Source organism: Pseudomonas sp. HP_01 (genome assembly GCF_055284355.1).
The window spans coordinates 1-16328 of sequence record NZ_JBTOPV010000015.1 but is presented as its reverse complement, the minus strand read 5'-3'; the positions used below and the strand labels follow the sequence as shown (position 1 = coordinate 16328).

Genomic DNA, 16328 nt, shown 5'->3' with positions numbered 1-16328 from the left:
TTCATGGAGGACTTCGTGCTGCAGAGCCCGCGTGTGTTGCCCATGCACAGCAGATTCAGAATCAGCTTCCATCACCGACCTACCACGGATATTGAGCTTATGCCTGCGCCTTTAACTCTCGTGCAAACCTCCCCGGACCTGCCATCGGACGCTGATGTGGTGGTGATCGGCGGTGGCATTATCGGAGCGTTCACCGCCTATTACCTGGCCAGGCGCGGCATGAAGGTCGCCTTGATCGAGAAGGGTCGTATTGGGGCGGAACAATCGAGTCGTAACTGGGGGTGGTGTCGTCAGCAGAATCGCGATGCGCGCGAGTTGCCGATGGCCACCAAAAGCCTGGATTTGTGGGAGCAGTTTGCTGCGCAAACTGGCGAGCAAACCGGCTTTACCCGGTGCGGGCTGCTCTACCTGAGCAACGACGAGAAAGAGCTTGCCGGCTGGGCGCGCTGGGGTGAGTTTGCCCGCACCGCCAACGTGCAGACCTGTATGCTCAGCGCGCAGCAAGCCGCTGAGCGAGGCAAAGCGACGGGCAAACAGTGGAAAGGCGGGGTGTTTTCGCCCACTGATGGTATCGCCGACCCATCCCGCGCAGCCCCGGCGGTTGCCCGCGCCATTATGGCGCTTGGCAGCACGGTGCATCAGGGCTGCGCCGTGCGTGGCATCGAAACCGAGGGCGGTCGACTGTCTGCGGTGGTTACCGAAAAAGGCACGATCCGCACCCGGGTCGCGGTGCTGGCCGCAGGCGCCTGGGCGTCCTCGTTCTGCCGCCAATACGGCATCCGCTTTCCTCAGGCGACGATTCGCCAAACCGTGCTCTCGGTTTCCCGACCCCATCAGGAACTCCCCAGTGCACTGCACACGGCTAACGCCTCGATGACGCGCCGCTTCGATGGTACCTACACGCTGGCCATCAGCGGCAGAGGGCGCGTTGACCCCACCGCGCAACTGCTGCGCTTCGCCCCGCAATTCCTGCCGATGTTTCAGCGCCGTTGGCGCAACCTGGCGCCTGGTGGGCTTGATGGGGTGCAGGCGGGACATGAAAGCTTGAAGCGCTGGCGCCTGGACCGGCCTACGCCGATGGAGAAGATGCGAATTCTCGATCCGAAGGCTGATGCTCGCGCGGTTGATCTGACATACAAACGTGCCGTAGAGCTGATTCCCTCCCTGAAAGATTCTTCAGTCACTGCGGCTTGGGCGGGCTATGTGGACAGTACCCCGGACGGTGTGCCAGGCATCGGCGAGATGTCCAGCCTTCCAGGTCTGGTGATCGCCGCCGGGTTCAGTGGCCATGGATTCGGTATCGGGCCCGGCGCGGGGCACCTGATTGCCGATATTGTCAGCGGCGCACAGCCGATCGTCGATCCGCTACCCTATCACCCGGACCGATTCCGGAAATCAGCCTGGAGTAAAGTGGCGGACTTCTGATCGACTGCATTGCTCCACAGACCAGATTGCGGCCCTGAACGCAACTTGCATCTGCCTTCTGGCTTCCGGTACGACCTGATGTCTTTTATGAGAGAACAGGTCCCGCTAACACCGGGGCAAATTATCCGAGCGGCTCCGGGATTGACCAACGCTGCACTTCGCCGCTTTCGGTGTCCAGAGCACGCAACTCGCAGCCGGGGATGTCGGTCCAGAACAGACGTTCGGTTCTTTCACACCAGACAGGATACTCGCCAAGAAGACTGGTGGTGTCGGTCAGGATTTAAAAAGTGGTTGCGTCCTACGAAACACGATGGCGCAAACAAGGCAGTCAGTTGGGGAAAAGCGCTGACCACCTGTCACCGAACAGGGCGATGGCCAGGCCTGCGAGCATCACCATTGTCCCGGCCAACTTGACGAGAGACACCGGTCGTTCCGATGCCCCCATCAATCCGAAATGATCGATAACCAGTGACGAAATAATCTGCCCTGCGATAGCGAGGCCCAGCAGGGCTGATAGACCGATTTTTGGCGCAAGCACCACATAACTAAGCAAGGCACCGGCACCCAGCAGACCGCCCACCAGGCTCCACCAGGGCTGGGCGGGTATAGCCGCCAGTGAGGCCACTATCCCGCCACGCATCAATGAAAAGACACCCAGGCATACCGCTCCGGCAGTAAAAGAGAACAGCGCCGCCGCGACCGAATCGCCACCCACGCCTTTAGCGAGTTGACCATTCAACGTGGTCTGCAGGGTGATGCCAAGGCCTGCGGCGATGGCCAGCAGGTAGTAGGCTGCGTTCATCTCGCGCCTCCTTACTTGGCTGACTCAAGGGGCAGGAATTTCTCGGCAAACATATCCGGCTGATAGCCTGCAGCAGCAAACAGATGCTCACGGGACTCGTCGATTGCGGCACGCAGCCTTTCACTGTCCACGCCCACCACTTTGCCGCCGCGCTTGACGATGCGCCCGCCAATCATGACCGTGTCGACATTGCTGCGTTCTGCCGCGTGTACAACGGTGCCGAATGCGTTACCCGACGGGTAAAGGTTGATGTCCTGCGCATTGATAAGGATCAGGTCGGCCTGTTTGCCGGGGGCCAGGCTGCCGACTTTGTCCTGCAATCCGGCACAGGTGGCGCCGTCGAGAGTGGCGGCTTTGAGCAGGCCATGAGCGGGCAGGGTCACCGGATGATGTTCTTCGCCGCAGCAGCGCTGCTGGTGCATGCCCATGACGCGCTGAAGGTAGAACGCCACCCGCATCTCCATGAACATGTCACCGCTGTAGGAGGTTTCGTTATCGACACTCAGCCCCGGGCTGATGCCGTGACGCTGGGCCGATTGCATGGCGAACATTCCATCCTCAATGCCGTAGTGGGCATCTGAACGCGGGCATACGTTGACCCGCACGCCAGCCTCGCGAAGGATTTTCCAGCCGGCGTCCGGCAACGCGGTGCAGTGGTTGAAGATGTTATCGGAGCGCAGCAGGCCCTCGCGATGTAAACCCTCCAACTCAGCTGCCATGTCCCCGCCAAAAAATTCGGTGATGATCGGCAGCCCCAGACGCCGGGCTTCAGCCCACAGCTCCGGTTCCAGCTGCGCCATCACCGCCAGCGAGAGCAGCGGGTTGTCACCGTTCTTGACGTATTTTTCCTGCAGACGCTCCAGGTTGCCCGGCCAGTGGGCTTTGTCCCACTCGCCAGCAACTGGCGCACCGGAGGCGTGTACAGACCGGATGCCAGCATCGAGCAGTGCCTCGACCGCAGCGTCGGAGTGCGCGCCAGTGCGGCTGTTGTGCGAGTTGTCGACCACGGTGGTGATGCCGGCATCGATGCAGCCCAGCGCAGTCAGCAGGTTGCCGATATACATGTCAGCCGGGCGATAGTATTTGGCGAAAGAGAAGTGTGTGGCGTTGCAGTAGTCTTCCAGGGTTTCGGCATTCGGATTGATTCGACGCAGTTGGCCCTCCCAGGAGTGACGATGCGTATCGACCATGCCGGGCATGGCAATCATGCCCGATGCCTCGATAACAACAGCGTCACCGGCCTCGATGTTTTCCCCTATGGCTGTGATGGTGCTGCCTTCGATAAGGATATCGCCGCGCACCAGATTACCGATATCACCGTCCATGCTCAGCACAGTGGCGCCGCGGATAAGTGTGCGGGCGGCCGGAGCGGTCGGTGCCTGCACGATGCTGCGGTTGTATTCAGCCATTTCAGTACACCTCTTCAAATTTCGTTGGAAGCAATGTACGCAAGGCGATACTGCGGGAAAAAGATGGTAAAACTGTTTTTACTATTCAATATTTACGAATAGTAAAGGCTCCCCGATCACTGCTTTGAGGTTGCTAACCGTCATGGACCGTATTCAAGCGATGCAGGTTTTCGTCCGTGTGGCTGAAGCAGGAAGCTTTATCCAGGCGGCGCAGACGCTCTCTTTGCCAGCCTCGACGGTCACCAGCAGCGTTAAGAATCTTGAGAAGTACCTGCAGGTGCGTTTGCTGAACAGAACCACGCGGCGAGTCAGCCTGACACCTGAGGGCGCTCAATATCTGGCGCAATGCAGGGAAATACTGGATCTGATCGAACACACAGAGGCCAGCCTGACGGACTCCGTAAAACGGCCACAGGGGCGTTTGCGTGTCGATATGCCGGGTGGCATTGCACACTTCATCGTCATGCCAAATCTTCAAGACTTTTACCGGCGCTACCCAGGTATCTACCTGATGATAGGCGTCAATGACCGGCAGGTTGATCTGATTCAGGAGGGTGTCGATTGCGTCATTCGTACAGGCGAGCTCGATGACTCAACGCTCGTTGCGCGCCCCCTCGGCCGGTTTCGCTGGGTGACCTGTGCTTCTGTCGCCTACCTCGAAGAGAACGGTACTCCGCAAACTCCGCAAGATTTGTCTCACCACCGGGCCATCCATTACTTCTCGGGCCGCGCAAGGCAAGCAGGCGAAATGCGCTTCGCCCGTGGCACCGAAAAAATCTCAGTCCCGGTGAGCGGCACTGCGGCAGTCAACGAGACCGGGCTTTACATCAAAATGTGCCTGGAAGGCTTCGGGCTGGTGCAGCTCGCTGAAAACGTGGTCAGCGAGCATCTGCGAGAAGGGCGGCTGGTCGAAGTGCTTGCTGACTGGCAGCCCGCATCGGTTCCTGTGCACCTGCTATACCCTCATCAGCGCTTCCTATCGCCAGCTGTGAGCGCATTCGCTGACTGGATTGCCGGGCTTGTTCGCGACGATGGTTCAGCAGGTTCAAGTTGAACATTGCGCCCGGCCAGCATACCGGTGAATGCGCCGGCTACGGAGATTGCGGCTGTGATCAGCAGCGGTGCTGTCCAGCCACCGGTCCAGTCGTGCAGTTGGCCCAGCAGCAAGGGGCCTGCGGCTGCCATCAGGTAGCCGACGCACTGCGCCATTCCTGAAAGTGCCGCCGTGTTAATAGGCGGTTGAAGACGGTCTCACGTTTCTTACCCGCCTGATTGCCGATTGGCACTGCGGATCCGATGGCTTGAATAATCACGCCTCCAAAGTCAGGCGCTTGATCACTAGCTGACTCATGCAACTATTGGCTAAAACCGATGATTGCAGGGCGGATGCCCATGCCGTTACGGTGCACGTGAACTCCATGTGAAGATGTGTTGACGTATGAAGTTAGCCAATGAAGACATACAAGAGTTTCTAACTCATCGCATTGTGGTGGGTGATCTTCTTCTACCCATGCACTACGCCAAATTCGATCGTCTTGATGATTTTCAGACCGGCTTCCGGACCCACGGGAATACCGGCGAAAACCTGGTATCCAAAACTGATGGGGGATGGCACCCCGACTGGTATGTCCTCGCCATGACCGGGCTGGATGATCCGGTGTTTATTGACGCGACCGAAGCCCCGAGCGGTTATCCCGTCTATACCGCAGCTCACGGCGCAGGTCGTTGGGACGCAGTACAGATAGCACCGAGCCTTATTGCTTTTCGCCGTTTGCTGGAAGCGTTATCAGCGGTAAGTGATGACACCGCAGAATTCGTCCGCCTGATCACGATTGAGAGCGGCGTTGCGCATCAGTACTGGCGCGACGTAATCGAGGCGCGTCATGAAGCAGGGGGGTTGGAGCAGTCGCCGCCCGAAATCAGTGCCTATGATCCGGCTGATTTTGAAAGCGGCAACTTGATCGTTATTGCCCTAGGCCTCCAGAAACTCAAGGTCGTTCAGCTAGTCAGCAAAGCACGCGGATTGTCATTAAAAGAAGCGCTGGCACTTGCCGAAGTCCCTGGATTCAAGGCCGGAAGCGGCACAAGACTCCAACTGCGCCAGTTGCGCCAACGGCTGGAGGCCCTAGGTGCAACCTTGGAGTTCCTACCCGACTGACGGCCAAGGGCGTAAGACCGGGCGGTGCTGCAGCTTCTTCCGAACTTGCAATCAACCCGGACTTTGCGGCGGAGTGTGGTAGACCGATCCGTTGTCTGAAGAACCCGGCGTCGCAGTGTGGAAGCTGGCGTCGTCATCCGAGGAATCATCTGCCCGCACCGGGGTTTGAGCCTGGAGCGGGGCAGGTGCCGCCGAAGACGCCGATCCAGGCCGCGCTGTCTCGCTGGAGGGGCCGCCGCTGATCGCGGGTTGCGCTTGTTCGCCCTTGAGGCTTGCCCGAACACTGCCTGCTGGAGACTTGGTAGAGGCGGGTGCCGTGTTCTCGGCATTCGTGATCCGGTTGCCGGTGAGGCTGGTTCGCGGAAGAGAGGCCGTATCAGACGCCGCTCGTTGGGACCGTTGACTGGAAGGCCTGCTGACACGGGCTGGCTCTTCGCCGGGAGACTCACCCGGAGCGTCGGCCGGGTCTTCATGCACGGATTGAGCAGTCTCGGTAGCGCCTGTCGCAGGTTCCGCTGTTTTCTTGCCTCGCGACCTCAAGTCGTCAACCAGCTTGTCCGCGACTGCGACACTGGCGGCGTTGCCGCCGAACACAGCCGCGCCGCCCACGGTATTGACGGCGTGTTTCGCCAATGAACCCAAGGCAGGGTGCTGCTTGCTCAAGGCGCTGACCGCAGCGCCTTTACCGGCTTCCAGCGCGGCGAAACCACCGGTCAGTGTGCTGACATTGGCGGCACCGGAAGGAGTGAAAGTGGCTTTGGCGGTTCTCGATATCGCCCCGAGCGGATCGGATACCAGTGTGCGGCCCGCGTCGGCCAGACGTCCTGCTCCGTTGGCGAGAGGCGTACGGACGGTTTTCGCGTCCCGCAATGCCTTCAACGCGTCGAACCATTCTGTTTCCTGACTCAGATCCTGTTTGGACTCGGCATCTCTGCGTCCCAACAGCAGCGCGGGACCACTGGTGCCTTGGTCGGTGCGCCGATTGTTAGCGAAGTACCCGGTACCGGTACCCGCAGCAAGACCTCCCGCAATAGCAAGGGTTGTGTCCACAAAGGGCTCGGCCTTCGGATTGATCGCCGCCACCACCGGGCCAACCGCCGTCCTGATGCCATTCCGGATCGTGAACGTCTGCGCCTCTTTGGCGTTCTGGATGGCCAGGTTCGCTGTGGTATCGATAGTCTTCAGGGCGACGTTCAACGACTCATGCAGTTTGTCCTCGGGCGCATGCAGGTAGTACGCGTCTTCTCGAAGTTTCTTCATGGAAGCGCCGCCGACCTGATCCATCACTGACGCCGCCGCGAGCGAAATCGTGCCCAGGGCTGCCGCTTTTCCCACCGGGTTTTGTATGTTTGCCCCGATTCCCGTGATCGCGGGAATGGCCGCCTGGAGCGACGACGCCACCGCAAAAGGCACGCCGCCAGCCGTACCCGACACCATTGAAGCGTTGCGGTCCATTTTCTTGGCTTTCTCCATCAACGCTCCAAGCTCCTCGAACGAGATGTTCTCTGCCATCAGTTTGTCGACTCGGCTCTCGACGATTCGATCGATCTCGCCCCGGTGCGGCGATTCCGGATCCAGACGATCCTTGTAGGGCTGGAACTGACGGGTCATGTAGTCAGTGAGCAAGTGCTTCATTTCACGGGCTTGAGTCAGCGCCGCTGCGCTGACCTCAGCGGATTGAGGATGGCCCTGCCCCACGGCAGCCTGGCCGGTGGCAGCCGTCGAATTTGACCGTTGCTGAAGTTCGATGGGGGAGGAGGGAGCGGGGGGTTGCTGGCCAGATACGCGCATGGTGAGGTCCTCTCTGGTTCTGGGGATGCAGCATGGCATCCCTGCTATCAAGGGTGGTTTTCCAGAGGGTGTGTGGCTGAATGCACGATTCTGGTTCCTATTGCAGGGGTGGTATTTGACGGTTGTGTTTCAGGATGATGACGATTTGCTGCTTGCTAAGATCTACATGAATGGAGTCCGGTCCATGGCCACAACGGTGCATTCACGGGAGGCATTCCATGGCAGCAGTGGAAGATGACAAGCGGGTCGTTCAGAACTTTTTCAGAGCGCTGGGCTTGCCTGCGCAAGCCTTACGTAGGCGACCGATATTTGATCTACGCTTATTGCGGAGTAACCACCCACGTCCTGTTTATAGGGAACTGCATCGCATCAGCCCAACCTGAAGCCGATGATTCACCGTCTTCAAAGGCGAGGCAAAAGGCCCTGATATCTATCTCACCTCAGCGAATTGGCAGCTCCCTACGAAAAATGCTGCATCAGCGACTACTTAAGCTTGATTCAGCGGGCGCTAGCGAACAGTGTGGAGGCATTCACCACACCAAAATCAGTGTCGAGCTTGGCTGCCGTAACTACGCAACGGCAGCTACCGACCCATAGCACACGTTGAGGGCCCTAGTTATGCGCCGCTCAGAAAACGATTTCGCACCGTGCTTCGACGGCCTGTACTCGTAATGTCAGACCAGACTCGAAGCGCATGACAAGATGATGATTTGGTTGGATATTATCTGTTAGGTAGAAGGTTTGTGTTTCAGCACTGGACTCTACCGCTCCAATCGAATGAAGAACATTATCGTCACTGTCAGTCGAGTTTTCATCCCGCCCATTCGCTGAAAAGTAGTCAACCTCATGGAAGCTGATAGTAATCTTGCGTGCTTCTTCAGTCGGCATCCAAGAGTCACTCCGTCGAGTAAAGCTAACTACAGCCGACCGATCCAAGATGTCGTAACTGATGGCGCTGGCTTGGTAGAAGTTATGCAGATCGTATGCACGGCTGTGAATCTCAACCTCGGTATGCCCGAATACGAAACCCTGGATTTGCATGGGCTAGCCCTAATGATCTACCGGTAGGCATGCATCGTACTGCATCATCGCGATGACCGCTTCTGGCCGATTGCTGCCTCTCCGACGGGCGGCTTCCGGCCAGAAGCGGACGTATTGGCGTTTGTGTAGTATCTGCCTCTCTTCCCACCTGTATGAGGTGCCCGATGTCTAGCCGACACTCCCCATCCCCTACAAGAGCTGCCCTAGACCTGCAAAACGTACGTTCGCTTTTGGGAAAGCGGCTGAGTGTGCTGCTGCACGATCAGTACTATTTCAACGACGAGAAAGATCTGGGAGACATAGGTTCTCTAGAGTGGCGTTTTGGCGAGCGAGAAGTTGTATCCATGTATCTCTTGAGTGATGGCGAGAGAGTAGGCGCGGACTTGTTGCCTTCTTATACGCCGGCTGCCTTCGAGATAGAGCCGAACGTGACCTGCTCCTGGAAGAGGGAAAACCTACTTGCAGGTCTATCAGCAACCCACCTCGAGAACACAAAAATTTGCGCAGTTGAGGGGATTCTTGACTCTTTCAACGGGCAAGAGCCTTGGCTGGCCGGATTCAGAGTTACGTTCGAGACCGGTGACTCATTGATCTACCTTAACCAGGGCGACGACGCCGTCGTATTGATTAATGCGCTACCGCCAGTAAGTGTAGGTCTCGAAACCCGCTTCGTTACCTCAATTTAATGACAGCTATGGGTCGACTCCCGCCCATAGTGAACGGCAGAGTTCGGTCAAGGTGGACCCGCGAGCTATGCCAGCATATGAAGCATGTCTATGAACATCGGACCTGAGAGATCACGTATCTCTCCGTCGTCAGCAACCAAGCAACCTACAGCGCCAGCGAATGACTCTTGGTCATACGCTGGGATGTCCAAGCTGCAAATGATCCTATAACGGAACAGCCAGCCGCAGGCGACCCGACCGCACAGTTCTACCGTTTGATGATAGCCATCAACGGACAGGGGACGGGCACCGTGGGTCTGCGCAAGGTTATATGCTGCACTGTCGGTAGATTCGCGCTGGGAAGATTCGTTGCTCATACGCACTCGAAATGGCTGGTATAGCAGTCGATTATCTACTCATTTGGTTTGAATGTCTGGGCACCCGCTCTGGGTCGATTACGGTCCTCGCTACAGGCAGATATCGGCCAATAGCGGTCATCAGGTGTCTACAGAAACAGGGGCTATTCACATGATGAACGCACCAATGCGGGAAAATTGGGGTCAGATGAACATTTAGGCGAAAACCTTCATCTGACCCCAATTACGTTCCGTGTGTTCCCTAGGTAAAAATCTGCCATAGGTTCAATGGTTTGCAAGGTAAAGAGCTTTCGTCATTGCCGTCCCCATTCCTTTCCACCCATTTCTACCAACCGAGACGCGGCTCGTCGAAAGGAAAAGGCGAGATCATTGGCGGCCGATAATTGTGCCAGTGACACGCCACTTCGACCCGTCGCCGACCACTCAAATTGTTCACCCTCTTTGGTGCGAATCATGGTCGTCGCAAAGGAACTCGAGTTTCCCCCCTTCTCACTGACAAACAACTCTTCATTTCCATCACTGCTTTCAACTTGCGCTTCAAACTCGACAAATAATTCATCGAGCGGGACTTTTGCCGCTAGCACCAAGCGGGTGCGAGATTCATAACACACGTCAATGAGGGTCACGAATCGTCGCGCTTCGTCGAGGTGATTGGCGTCTAATTGCGGCACCCGGTCCATGATGAGGACCTGAAATCGGTCGCAGAGGGAAATATAATCGGCCGCGCCGAGAGGTTGGTAGCATAACTCGGAAAAGTCAAACCAGGCGCACCGGTCATTCAATCGGGCGACCTGGACGGTGCGACCGAAGGGTACGTGAATGGCCTCGGCCTCAGTTTCGGATGCAGTGCCACCAAATATTTCTTTCAACTGCGCCTGCATGTTGTTATCACTATTATTATCGCCGTGAACATCCTTGTTTGACCAAAAATAGGATTGACCATCAGCTCGAGTTTCGAGTCGATAATCCTTGGCGGAATCCTCCATGGAGATAATGTCGAACGTGTGTTTTAACATGTCTATGAATGGCAAAAAGAGGGATCGGTTAATGCCTCCCTCATACAAGGCATCGGGGGAGCGATTCGAGGTGGCCACCACCACGACATTCCAATCTAATAATAATAAAAAAAGTCGTTTCAAAATCATGGCATCGGCAACGTCTGTTACTTGAAATTCATCGAAACAGAGGAGTTGGGCTTCCTGTGCCAATTGCTGCGCAATGATGGGTATCGCATCATCTCGTGGGTGCTTCTGTTTGTAGACAAAGATTCGATGATGGACGTCTAGCATGAATTCATGAACGTGGACACGGCGTTTGGTAATTTTGACGTGTTTGAAGCTGTGGCTGTCATTATTACAGCAAGAATCATCAGGAACATTAACCGACGCGTAAAAGAGATCCATTAGAAAGCTCTTGCCGACCCCGACCGGTCCATGAATGTACATGCCTCGCGGTGGTGGACCAAAAGACCACAAATGGAATTTCTTTCGAAGAAAGGACTGAGCGGATGCCAAGGATCGCGTCAGTAACAGTAACAGCGGACTGCTGCTTGTAGAGCTGCTCTCTGTCGGTCTGTCGGTGCGCAGGGGTACTGGTGGGAGCGAGGTAAGAGACTCGTGCAGGGCATCGAGTTTTGCCGCCAGAGCGACTTGCGCGTCATCTCGTCGCACCTCCTCCGCATCCACCTTGCGTTCATACGCCGCTGTCACGGGGCCTGTCGGGAGGGACCGCCGAGCAACGCGATGTTGTGCTGCCATATTCTTCATCACCGTCTTCATAATCAACATGATGAGTTTATCAACATGGTAAGGAAAGTACGATCAAGTCCGCTTCTTCCCGCTGTTTTCGATTGTCTCAGGTCTACGAGTAATTGGGGTCAGAAGAAGATTAATGGGAAACCTTAATCTGACCCCGATTTCCGTCCCATTTGCGTCCTAACATTTATTTAGGCTTTCACTGGTTAATTAATCACTGCTGTCGTGCCAAAAAACATCGCCCTCATCCATGTCGTCGGCGTCTGGACTTGCTTTATTTTGGTTTGGATTAAGTTGTTTTCCACGATTCCCTTGCGCTTGGTCATATTGCAGGTTTGTGCCAGCCGAGCCCTTATTGGCGTTAGTTTGATTTCCTTCATTATCTTTCGGATGAATTTTATTTAAGAGTTCACTTATGTCCATTAGATATTCCTTGTGAGATAGGGGTTGTGTGGATGACCCACGGTTTCTATGTGTGGCCTAACGTTTGGTTAAGGGGCGGGCTTTAGCCCGTCCCAGCGAGCGCAGCGAGCGATTTGAACCATTTGTTAGACGCTCGGATGTACGCATAATTTAAAGCACCGATTTCAAGCTTGTAACGCGTTGCGCGATGAATCTGGCGAAACGCAATAAATTTAATGTTTGCAATGCAACTGAAAAGCCACGATTTCAACGTGCCTCGATGGCAAACAGCGTAAGTACAGATGCCGCAAGACTAAACCCGAGAAAGCCCCGAAAGCAATCGTGCGGCCTTACGAACAACAATGACGCAACGGATGAAGCGCGATAAATCCAATGTTTGCAATGTAACGACCTTAACGCAGTGTTGAACAATGCCACAAATATAACGGGCGTTCGTTCTGGTAATGCACATTTCAAAACGTGAAAACCTCGCAAGCAAACGTGCGTTGTTACGGGTGTACTCATTACAAAAACAAGCTTTGGAAACATGAACGTCTAACGTTTGATTTGAACCAGTTGTTAGACGCTCGGATGTACGCATAATTTAAAGCACCACTTTCCTGCTTGTAGCGCGTTGCGCGATAAACCTGGCAAAACGCAATAAATTTGATGTTTCGATGTGGCTGACAAACTGCAATTTCAACGTGCCCCGATAGTGGCGGCGGACGTTCAGTAAACGCAAATCTTGAACCGCTGTAAACCCGAGAGCAGTGGAGCGATGTTGCGAATGTACGCGGTGCGAAACCTAATTAAGCGGAATGCCATTGTCTAACTATTAAATAGACACCAAATGGTGTGATAACGCTTTCACGGGTTTGGTGGATAACATTCCTTGTCCTCTTTGCTTTCCCCTTCTTGTTCGGGTGTTGCAGCGGTCGGATGACCTTATAAGGAGTCATGCACCATGGGTGGAGAGCCACGATAGCTTCGCAGATGCGCGAACGAATTCGCTTCAGACGCTACTCGAAACGCGCTGAGCAAGTCTATTCCCAGTGACTGCTTTTGGCCGATAGCTGCCACTCAAATAATCGCGAAGCGGCTAAGGTCCAAACGCCAACGAAGCATACAGGTACTACTTTTACAATCACGTCTCCAGCCGCTCCTAGAAAGCACGTATGCACCCCCCACTGGATTCACTCCCCCCAGTGCTCTACATTCCACCATCACCAAATACCCGCCGAGCCCACAAAAATGCCTGCCTCCCGCCCAACCCTACACCCCAAAGTTCTCCGCGCTGGCGACGCCGTAGCGCTGGTTTCCCCAGCCGGCCCAGTCGCCGAAGCCCGGGTGGAAGCTGCCGTGCGGGAACTCACCTCCTGGGGTTTACGCCCCCGCGTGTACCCCCACGCGCTGGACAACATCGGGTTCCTGGCAGGCACCGACGCCAATCGCATTTCCGATCTAAACGACGCCCTGGCCGACCCGGAAATCCGCGCAGTCCTTTGCAACCGGGGCGGCTACGGCGTTCAACGCATCCTCGGCCAACTCGACTACGACGCCGTGCTTCGCGACCCGAAACTGGTGGTCGGTTTCTCGGACATTACCGCCTTGCACGCCGCACTCTGGACCCACACAGGCCTCGCCACGGTTCATGGCCCGGTGGCCGCGCAGCTGGAAAAAGGCGGCATCATTGCCAGCACGCTCAAGCACGCGTTGATGAGCACCGAGCCTTCCATCATCCATGCCGATCCATCAGAGCCCACCTTCACCGTGCGCACGTCGGGCGCTGTCGAGGGCGTCTTGCTTGGCGGTAACTTGAGCATGCTGAGTACCTGCATCGGCACGCCGTTCATGCCGGATCTGGAGGGCGCAATTTTGTTGCTCGAAGACGTCGGCGAGCTGGCGTATCGGGTTGACCGCAATATCACTCATCTACTCAATTGCGGGATTCTGCAACGGCTCGGCGGCATCGCGTTGGGACAGTTCAGCGAGCCGGGTCACGGCAATAACCCGATCCGGCCGCCCGATGTCTTGATGGAGCGTCTGGGCGAGCTGGGTATTCCGGTCCTGGGCGGTCTGTCCATCGGCCACGGTGACCGGAATCTGGCGGTGGCGCTGGGTAGTCGCGCGGTGCTGGACACCGAGGCGGGCACGCTGACGGTGGCCCCGGCCGCGCGCTAGTACGACGATCACCGTTCTGTAAGCGACCTCTCCCTAGCGATTTGCCATCATTCTGGCGCCAGCATCTTGTTTTGCCCCGTGGGCATTGCGAATCTTCACGGATATCGAATGGCCGTGCGCGGATGGCTTTGCCATGTGCGCCCTCAAGCTGTGGAGCGGAAACTGATGATGTCGGCCGTGAAGACGCGTTTCGCCAATCTGGGGATGGCCAAGAAGCTGGGCATCGGGTTCGTGCTGGTGCTGCTGTTGACCGCGCTGGTCGCGGCCATCGGGGTCTGGTCGCTGCGTTCCATCAGCGCGCATTTCGACAGCCTGAAGGCGATGACCGCACTCAACAGCGATGTGAATCGCGTGCGGCTGCTGGAGCAGGATTACGCCTTGCATGGCGATCCGAAGGTGGTCGATCAGGTTCACACCGGGCTCGACGGCCTGAATGCCCAGGCGGAGCAGCTCAAGGGTGGTGCGCCGATCAACGAGCAGGTGATGGGCCAGGTGCAGCAGGCGCTGGCGGCCTATCGTGCGTCGTTTGACGAGTTCGTCAGCATCAGTCAGAGCAAGGACCTGGCGCTGGAAATGGCCAGTTGGTCGGTGTCCAGCGTCGCCAATAACCTCGACGTGTTGCAGGCCGGACTGGCCGATGATGGCGCCTACACGCTGAAGGATTCCCAAGGCCAGCAAGGCGCGGAGTTTGTCGAGCAGGCCGGTCAGGTCAGCCAGGTGTCCAAACTGATGATGCAAGCCATGGACGAGGCCCGGGTGCGCCTCGACAAGAGCCGCAAGACGGGCTCGGGCGAGGAGGTCAAGACCGGCAAGATCGAGCAGGCGGTTCAGGCGCAGGAACTGGCCGAGCAGCTCAAGGGCGTGATCAAGGATGCCGGTTACCTCACGGTGCTGACCGAGGTCGGCGGGCACATCAGTAATTTCAGCGACAAGCTCAACGAATACACCGGGCTGTTGGAGTCGGAAGCGAAGGTCTCGCAGCAACTGGCGAGCAACGCCAAAGCTGTGGTGCAGCAGGTCAATCAGGCCTACGACGCCGAAGGCCAGTCGATGCAGAGCGAGTTGCAGGCCAACTCGATTATGATCATTGGCTCTTCCGTGCTGGCGCTGGTGGTCGGGCTGATCGCGGCGCTGGTGATGACGCGCCTGATCGTCGCGCCGCTGCGCAGCGTGATTGCCACGGCCCAGCGGATTGCGGCCGGCGACCTGAGCCGCACCGTGAATGTCACCCGCAAGGACGAAATCGGCCAGTTGATGCAAGCGATGCAGCAAATGGGCACCGGCTTGAGCACCATCGTCAGCGGGCTGCAGGCGGGGATCGAGCAGTTGGCGACGTCCGCCCATTCCCTGTCGGCCGTGACCGAGCAGACCAATCTGGAAGTCAGCAGCCAGAAGGAAGAAACCGAGCAGGTGGCGACGGCGATGAACGAGATGACCGCGACCGTTCACGACGTCGCACGCAATGCGGAAGAAGCGGCGCTTGCGGCACAGACCGCCGACACCAAGGTCGACTCGGGCCAGGCCGTGGTGCGCCAAAGCATGCAGCGGATCGAACAGTTGGCCTCGTCGTCCCGTTCCGCCAGCGATTCGATCGAGAACCTCAGCGCGGAAATCCAGAACATCGGCACAGTGCTCGGCGTGATCAAAAGCGTCGCCGAGCAAACCAACCTGCTGGCACTGAACGCGGCCATCGAAGCAGCGCGGGCGGGGGAGCAGGGCAGGGGCTTTGCGGTGGTGGCCGATGAAGTCCGTGCGCTGGCCAAGCGCACGCAGCAGTCCACTGAAGAAATCGAGCGGCTGGTTACCCGGTTGCAAAGCGGCGCCCAGGCGTCGGTTGCGCAGATTCAGAGCAGCGGCGAGCTGGTCAAACTGGCGGTGAGCGATGCGCTGCAAACCGAAAGCGCGCTGGGCAGCATTGCCGCTGCGGTGTCGATGATTCAGCAGATGAACCAGCAGATTGCCGCTGCGGCGGAAGAACAGAGTTCGGTGGCGGAAGAGATCAACCGTAGCGTCACCAGCATCCGCGCCATCGCCGATCACTCCGCGCTGGCGATGCAAGGCAACGCGGCTTCAAGCATCGAGCTGGCGTCACTGGGGTTGGAGTTAAAAGGGATGGTCGGGCATTTCAAACTGTAACTTCAGGCTTGGTAGACAAATGATCCGAGGCAAAACTGTAGGAGCGGGGGGGGGGGGGGGGGGGGGGGGGGGGGGGGGGGGGGGGGGGGGTGGGGGGGGGGGGGGGGGGGGGCGGGCGGGCGGCGCGGGGGGGGGGGGCGGGGGCGGCGCGGGGGGGCGCGGCGCGGCGGGCCCCGGCGGGCGCGGC

The 16328-nt window shown here is 57.5% G+C and carries 13 protein-coding genes and 1 pseudogene; 7 read left to right on the top strand and 7 right to left on the bottom strand.

The genetic code is table 11. From position 1 onward, the window contains the following. The first annotated feature begins 99 nt into the window (after positions 1–99). Positions 100–1425 carry an NAD(P)/FAD-dependent oxidoreductase gene (locus ACYAR8_RS10985; RefSeq protein WP_463579918.1) on the top strand — a complete coding sequence of 442 codons (1326 nt, stop codon included), beginning with the start codon at positions 100–102 and terminating at the stop codon, positions 1423–1425. A gap of 121 nt (positions 1426–1546) precedes the next feature. Here ACYAR8_RS10985 and ACYAR8_RS10980 read toward each other — a convergent pair whose 3' ends face one another. Genes ACYAR8_RS10980 through ACYAR8_RS10970 form a run of 3 tightly spaced genes read right to left on the bottom strand, consistent with a single transcriptional unit; the run spans position 1547 to position 3636 of the window. Next, a complete protein-coding gene (locus ACYAR8_RS10980) occupies positions 1547–1702 on the bottom strand; it encodes an SMP-30/gluconolactonase/LRE family protein (RefSeq protein WP_463579917.1) in 156 nt (51 codons plus the stop codon). Between the two features lie 51 nt (positions 1703–1753). After that, a complete protein-coding gene (locus ACYAR8_RS10975; protein WP_463579888.1) occupies positions 1754–2227 on the bottom strand; it encodes a DMT family transporter in 474 nt (157 codons plus the stop codon). An 11-nt stretch (positions 2228–2238) separates the two neighbouring features. Continuing rightward, complete coding sequence (locus ACYAR8_RS10970; RefSeq protein ID WP_463579887.1) at positions 2239–3636, bottom strand: amidohydrolase family protein; 1398 nt, start codon at positions 3634–3636, stop codon at positions 2239–2241. A gap of 142 nt (positions 3637–3778) precedes the next feature. On the opposite strand from ACYAR8_RS10970, the gene ACYAR8_RS10965 reads away from it, so the two are divergent. Both ACYAR8_RS10965 and ACYAR8_RS10960 read left to right on the top strand, forming a co-directional pair. Beyond that, positions 3779–4690, top strand: coding sequence for a LysR family transcriptional regulator (locus ACYAR8_RS10965; RefSeq protein WP_463579886.1), 912 nt, complete (start codon positions 3779–3781; stop codon positions 4688–4690). 384 nt (positions 4691–5074) lie between these two features. Beyond that, on the top strand, positions 5075–5794 hold the full coding sequence (locus tag ACYAR8_RS10960; RefSeq protein WP_463579885.1) for a hypothetical protein: 720 nt from the start codon (positions 5075–5077) through the stop codon (positions 5792–5794). Positions 5795–5845: 51 nt separating this feature from the next. Here ACYAR8_RS10960 and ACYAR8_RS10955 read toward each other — a convergent pair whose 3' ends face one another. Continuing rightward, on the bottom strand, positions 5846–7585 hold the full coding sequence (locus tag ACYAR8_RS10955) for a hypothetical protein (protein WP_463579884.1): 1740 nt from the start codon (positions 7583–7585) through the stop codon (positions 5846–5848). A gap of 627 nt (positions 7586–8212) precedes the next feature. Continuing rightward, the gene (locus ACYAR8_RS10950; protein ID WP_463579883.1) at positions 8213–8473 is read right to left on the bottom strand and encodes a hypothetical protein; all 261 of its coding nucleotides are present in this window, start codon (positions 8471–8473) and stop codon (positions 8213–8215) included. 401 nt (positions 8474–8874) lie between these two features. Between ACYAR8_RS10950 and ACYAR8_RS10945 the strand changes: the two genes are divergently transcribed. Further along, positions 8875–9312, top strand: a complete 438-nt coding sequence (locus ACYAR8_RS10945) for a hypothetical protein (RefSeq protein WP_231986859.1) — start codon at positions 8875–8877, stop codon at positions 9310–9312. Between the two features lie 649 nt (positions 9313–9961). Here ACYAR8_RS10945 and zapE read toward each other — a convergent pair. Continuing rightward, a complete protein-coding gene (gene zapE / locus ACYAR8_RS10940; protein WP_463579882.1) occupies positions 9962–11455 on the bottom strand; it encodes a cell division protein ZapE in 1494 nt (497 codons plus the stop codon). A 177-nt stretch (positions 11456–11632) separates the two neighbouring features. Beyond that, a complete protein-coding gene (locus tag ACYAR8_RS10935) occupies positions 11633–11845 on the bottom strand; it encodes a hypothetical protein (protein WP_074893740.1) in 213 nt (70 codons plus the stop codon). A 1230-nt stretch (positions 11846–13075) separates the two neighbouring features. Between ACYAR8_RS10935 and ACYAR8_RS10930 the strand changes: the two genes are divergently transcribed. The 3 genes and pseudogenes from ACYAR8_RS10930 to ACYAR8_RS10920 all read left to right on the top strand — a co-directional run bounded on the left by ACYAR8_RS10930 (position 13076) and on the right by ACYAR8_RS10920 (position 16141). Continuing rightward, positions 13076–14005: a S66 peptidase family protein gene (locus ACYAR8_RS10930; protein ID WP_463579881.1), complete on the top strand. Its 930-nt coding sequence runs from the start codon at positions 13076–13078 to the stop codon at positions 14003–14005. Positions 14006–14113: 108 nt separating this feature from the next. After that, positions 14114–15232: pseudogene (locus tag ACYAR8_RS10925) on the top strand (HAMP domain-containing protein); the annotation flags it as partial. Between the two features lie 27 nt (positions 15233–15259). Next, a complete protein-coding gene (locus ACYAR8_RS10920) occupies positions 15260–16141 on the top strand; it encodes a methyl-accepting chemotaxis protein (protein ID WP_463579916.1) in 882 nt (293 codons plus the stop codon). The last annotated feature ends 187 nt before the right edge of the window (positions 16142–16328 follow it).

What these genes read in the sequence shown, in the direction of transcription:
- ACYAR8_RS10935 (WP_074893740.1), bottom strand. Translation starts at nt 11,845, where the DNA reads ATGGACATAAGTGAACTCTTAAATAAAATTCATCCGAAAGATAATGAA.
- zapE (WP_463579882.1), bottom strand. Translation starts at nt 11,455, where the DNA reads ATGTTGATTATGAAGACGGTGATGAAGAATATGGCAGCACAACATCGC.
- ACYAR8_RS10970 (WP_463579887.1), bottom strand. Translation starts at nt 3,636, where the DNA reads ATGGCTGAATACAACCGCAGCATCGTGCAGGCACCGACCGCTCCGGCC.
- ACYAR8_RS10985 (WP_463579918.1), top strand. Translation starts at nt 100, where the DNA reads ATGCCTGCGCCTTTAACTCTCGTGCAAACCTCCCCGGACCTGCCATCG.
- ACYAR8_RS10965 (WP_463579886.1), top strand. Translation starts at nt 3,779, where the DNA reads ATGGACCGTATTCAAGCGATGCAGGTTTTCGTCCGTGTGGCTGAAGCA.
- ACYAR8_RS10975 (WP_463579888.1), bottom strand. Translation starts at nt 2,227, where the DNA reads ATGAACGCAGCCTACTACCTGCTGGCCATCGCCGCAGGCCTTGGCATC.
- ACYAR8_RS10950 (WP_463579883.1), bottom strand. Translation starts at nt 8,473, where the DNA reads ATGCCGACTGAAGAAGCACGCAAGATTACTATCAGCTTCCATGAGGTT.
- ACYAR8_RS10920 (WP_463579916.1), top strand. Translation starts at nt 15,260, where the DNA reads ATGCAAGCGATGCAGCAAATGGGCACCGGCTTGAGCACCATCGTCAGC.
- ACYAR8_RS10930 (WP_463579881.1), top strand. Translation starts at nt 13,076, where the DNA reads ATGCCTGCCTCCCGCCCAACCCTACACCCCAAAGTTCTCCGCGCTGGC.
- ACYAR8_RS10960 (WP_463579885.1), top strand. Translation starts at nt 5,075, where the DNA reads ATGAAGTTAGCCAATGAAGACATACAAGAGTTTCTAACTCATCGCATT.
- ACYAR8_RS10955 (WP_463579884.1), bottom strand. Translation starts at nt 7,585, where the DNA reads ATGCGCGTATCTGGCCAGCAACCCCCCGCTCCCTCCTCCCCCATCGAA.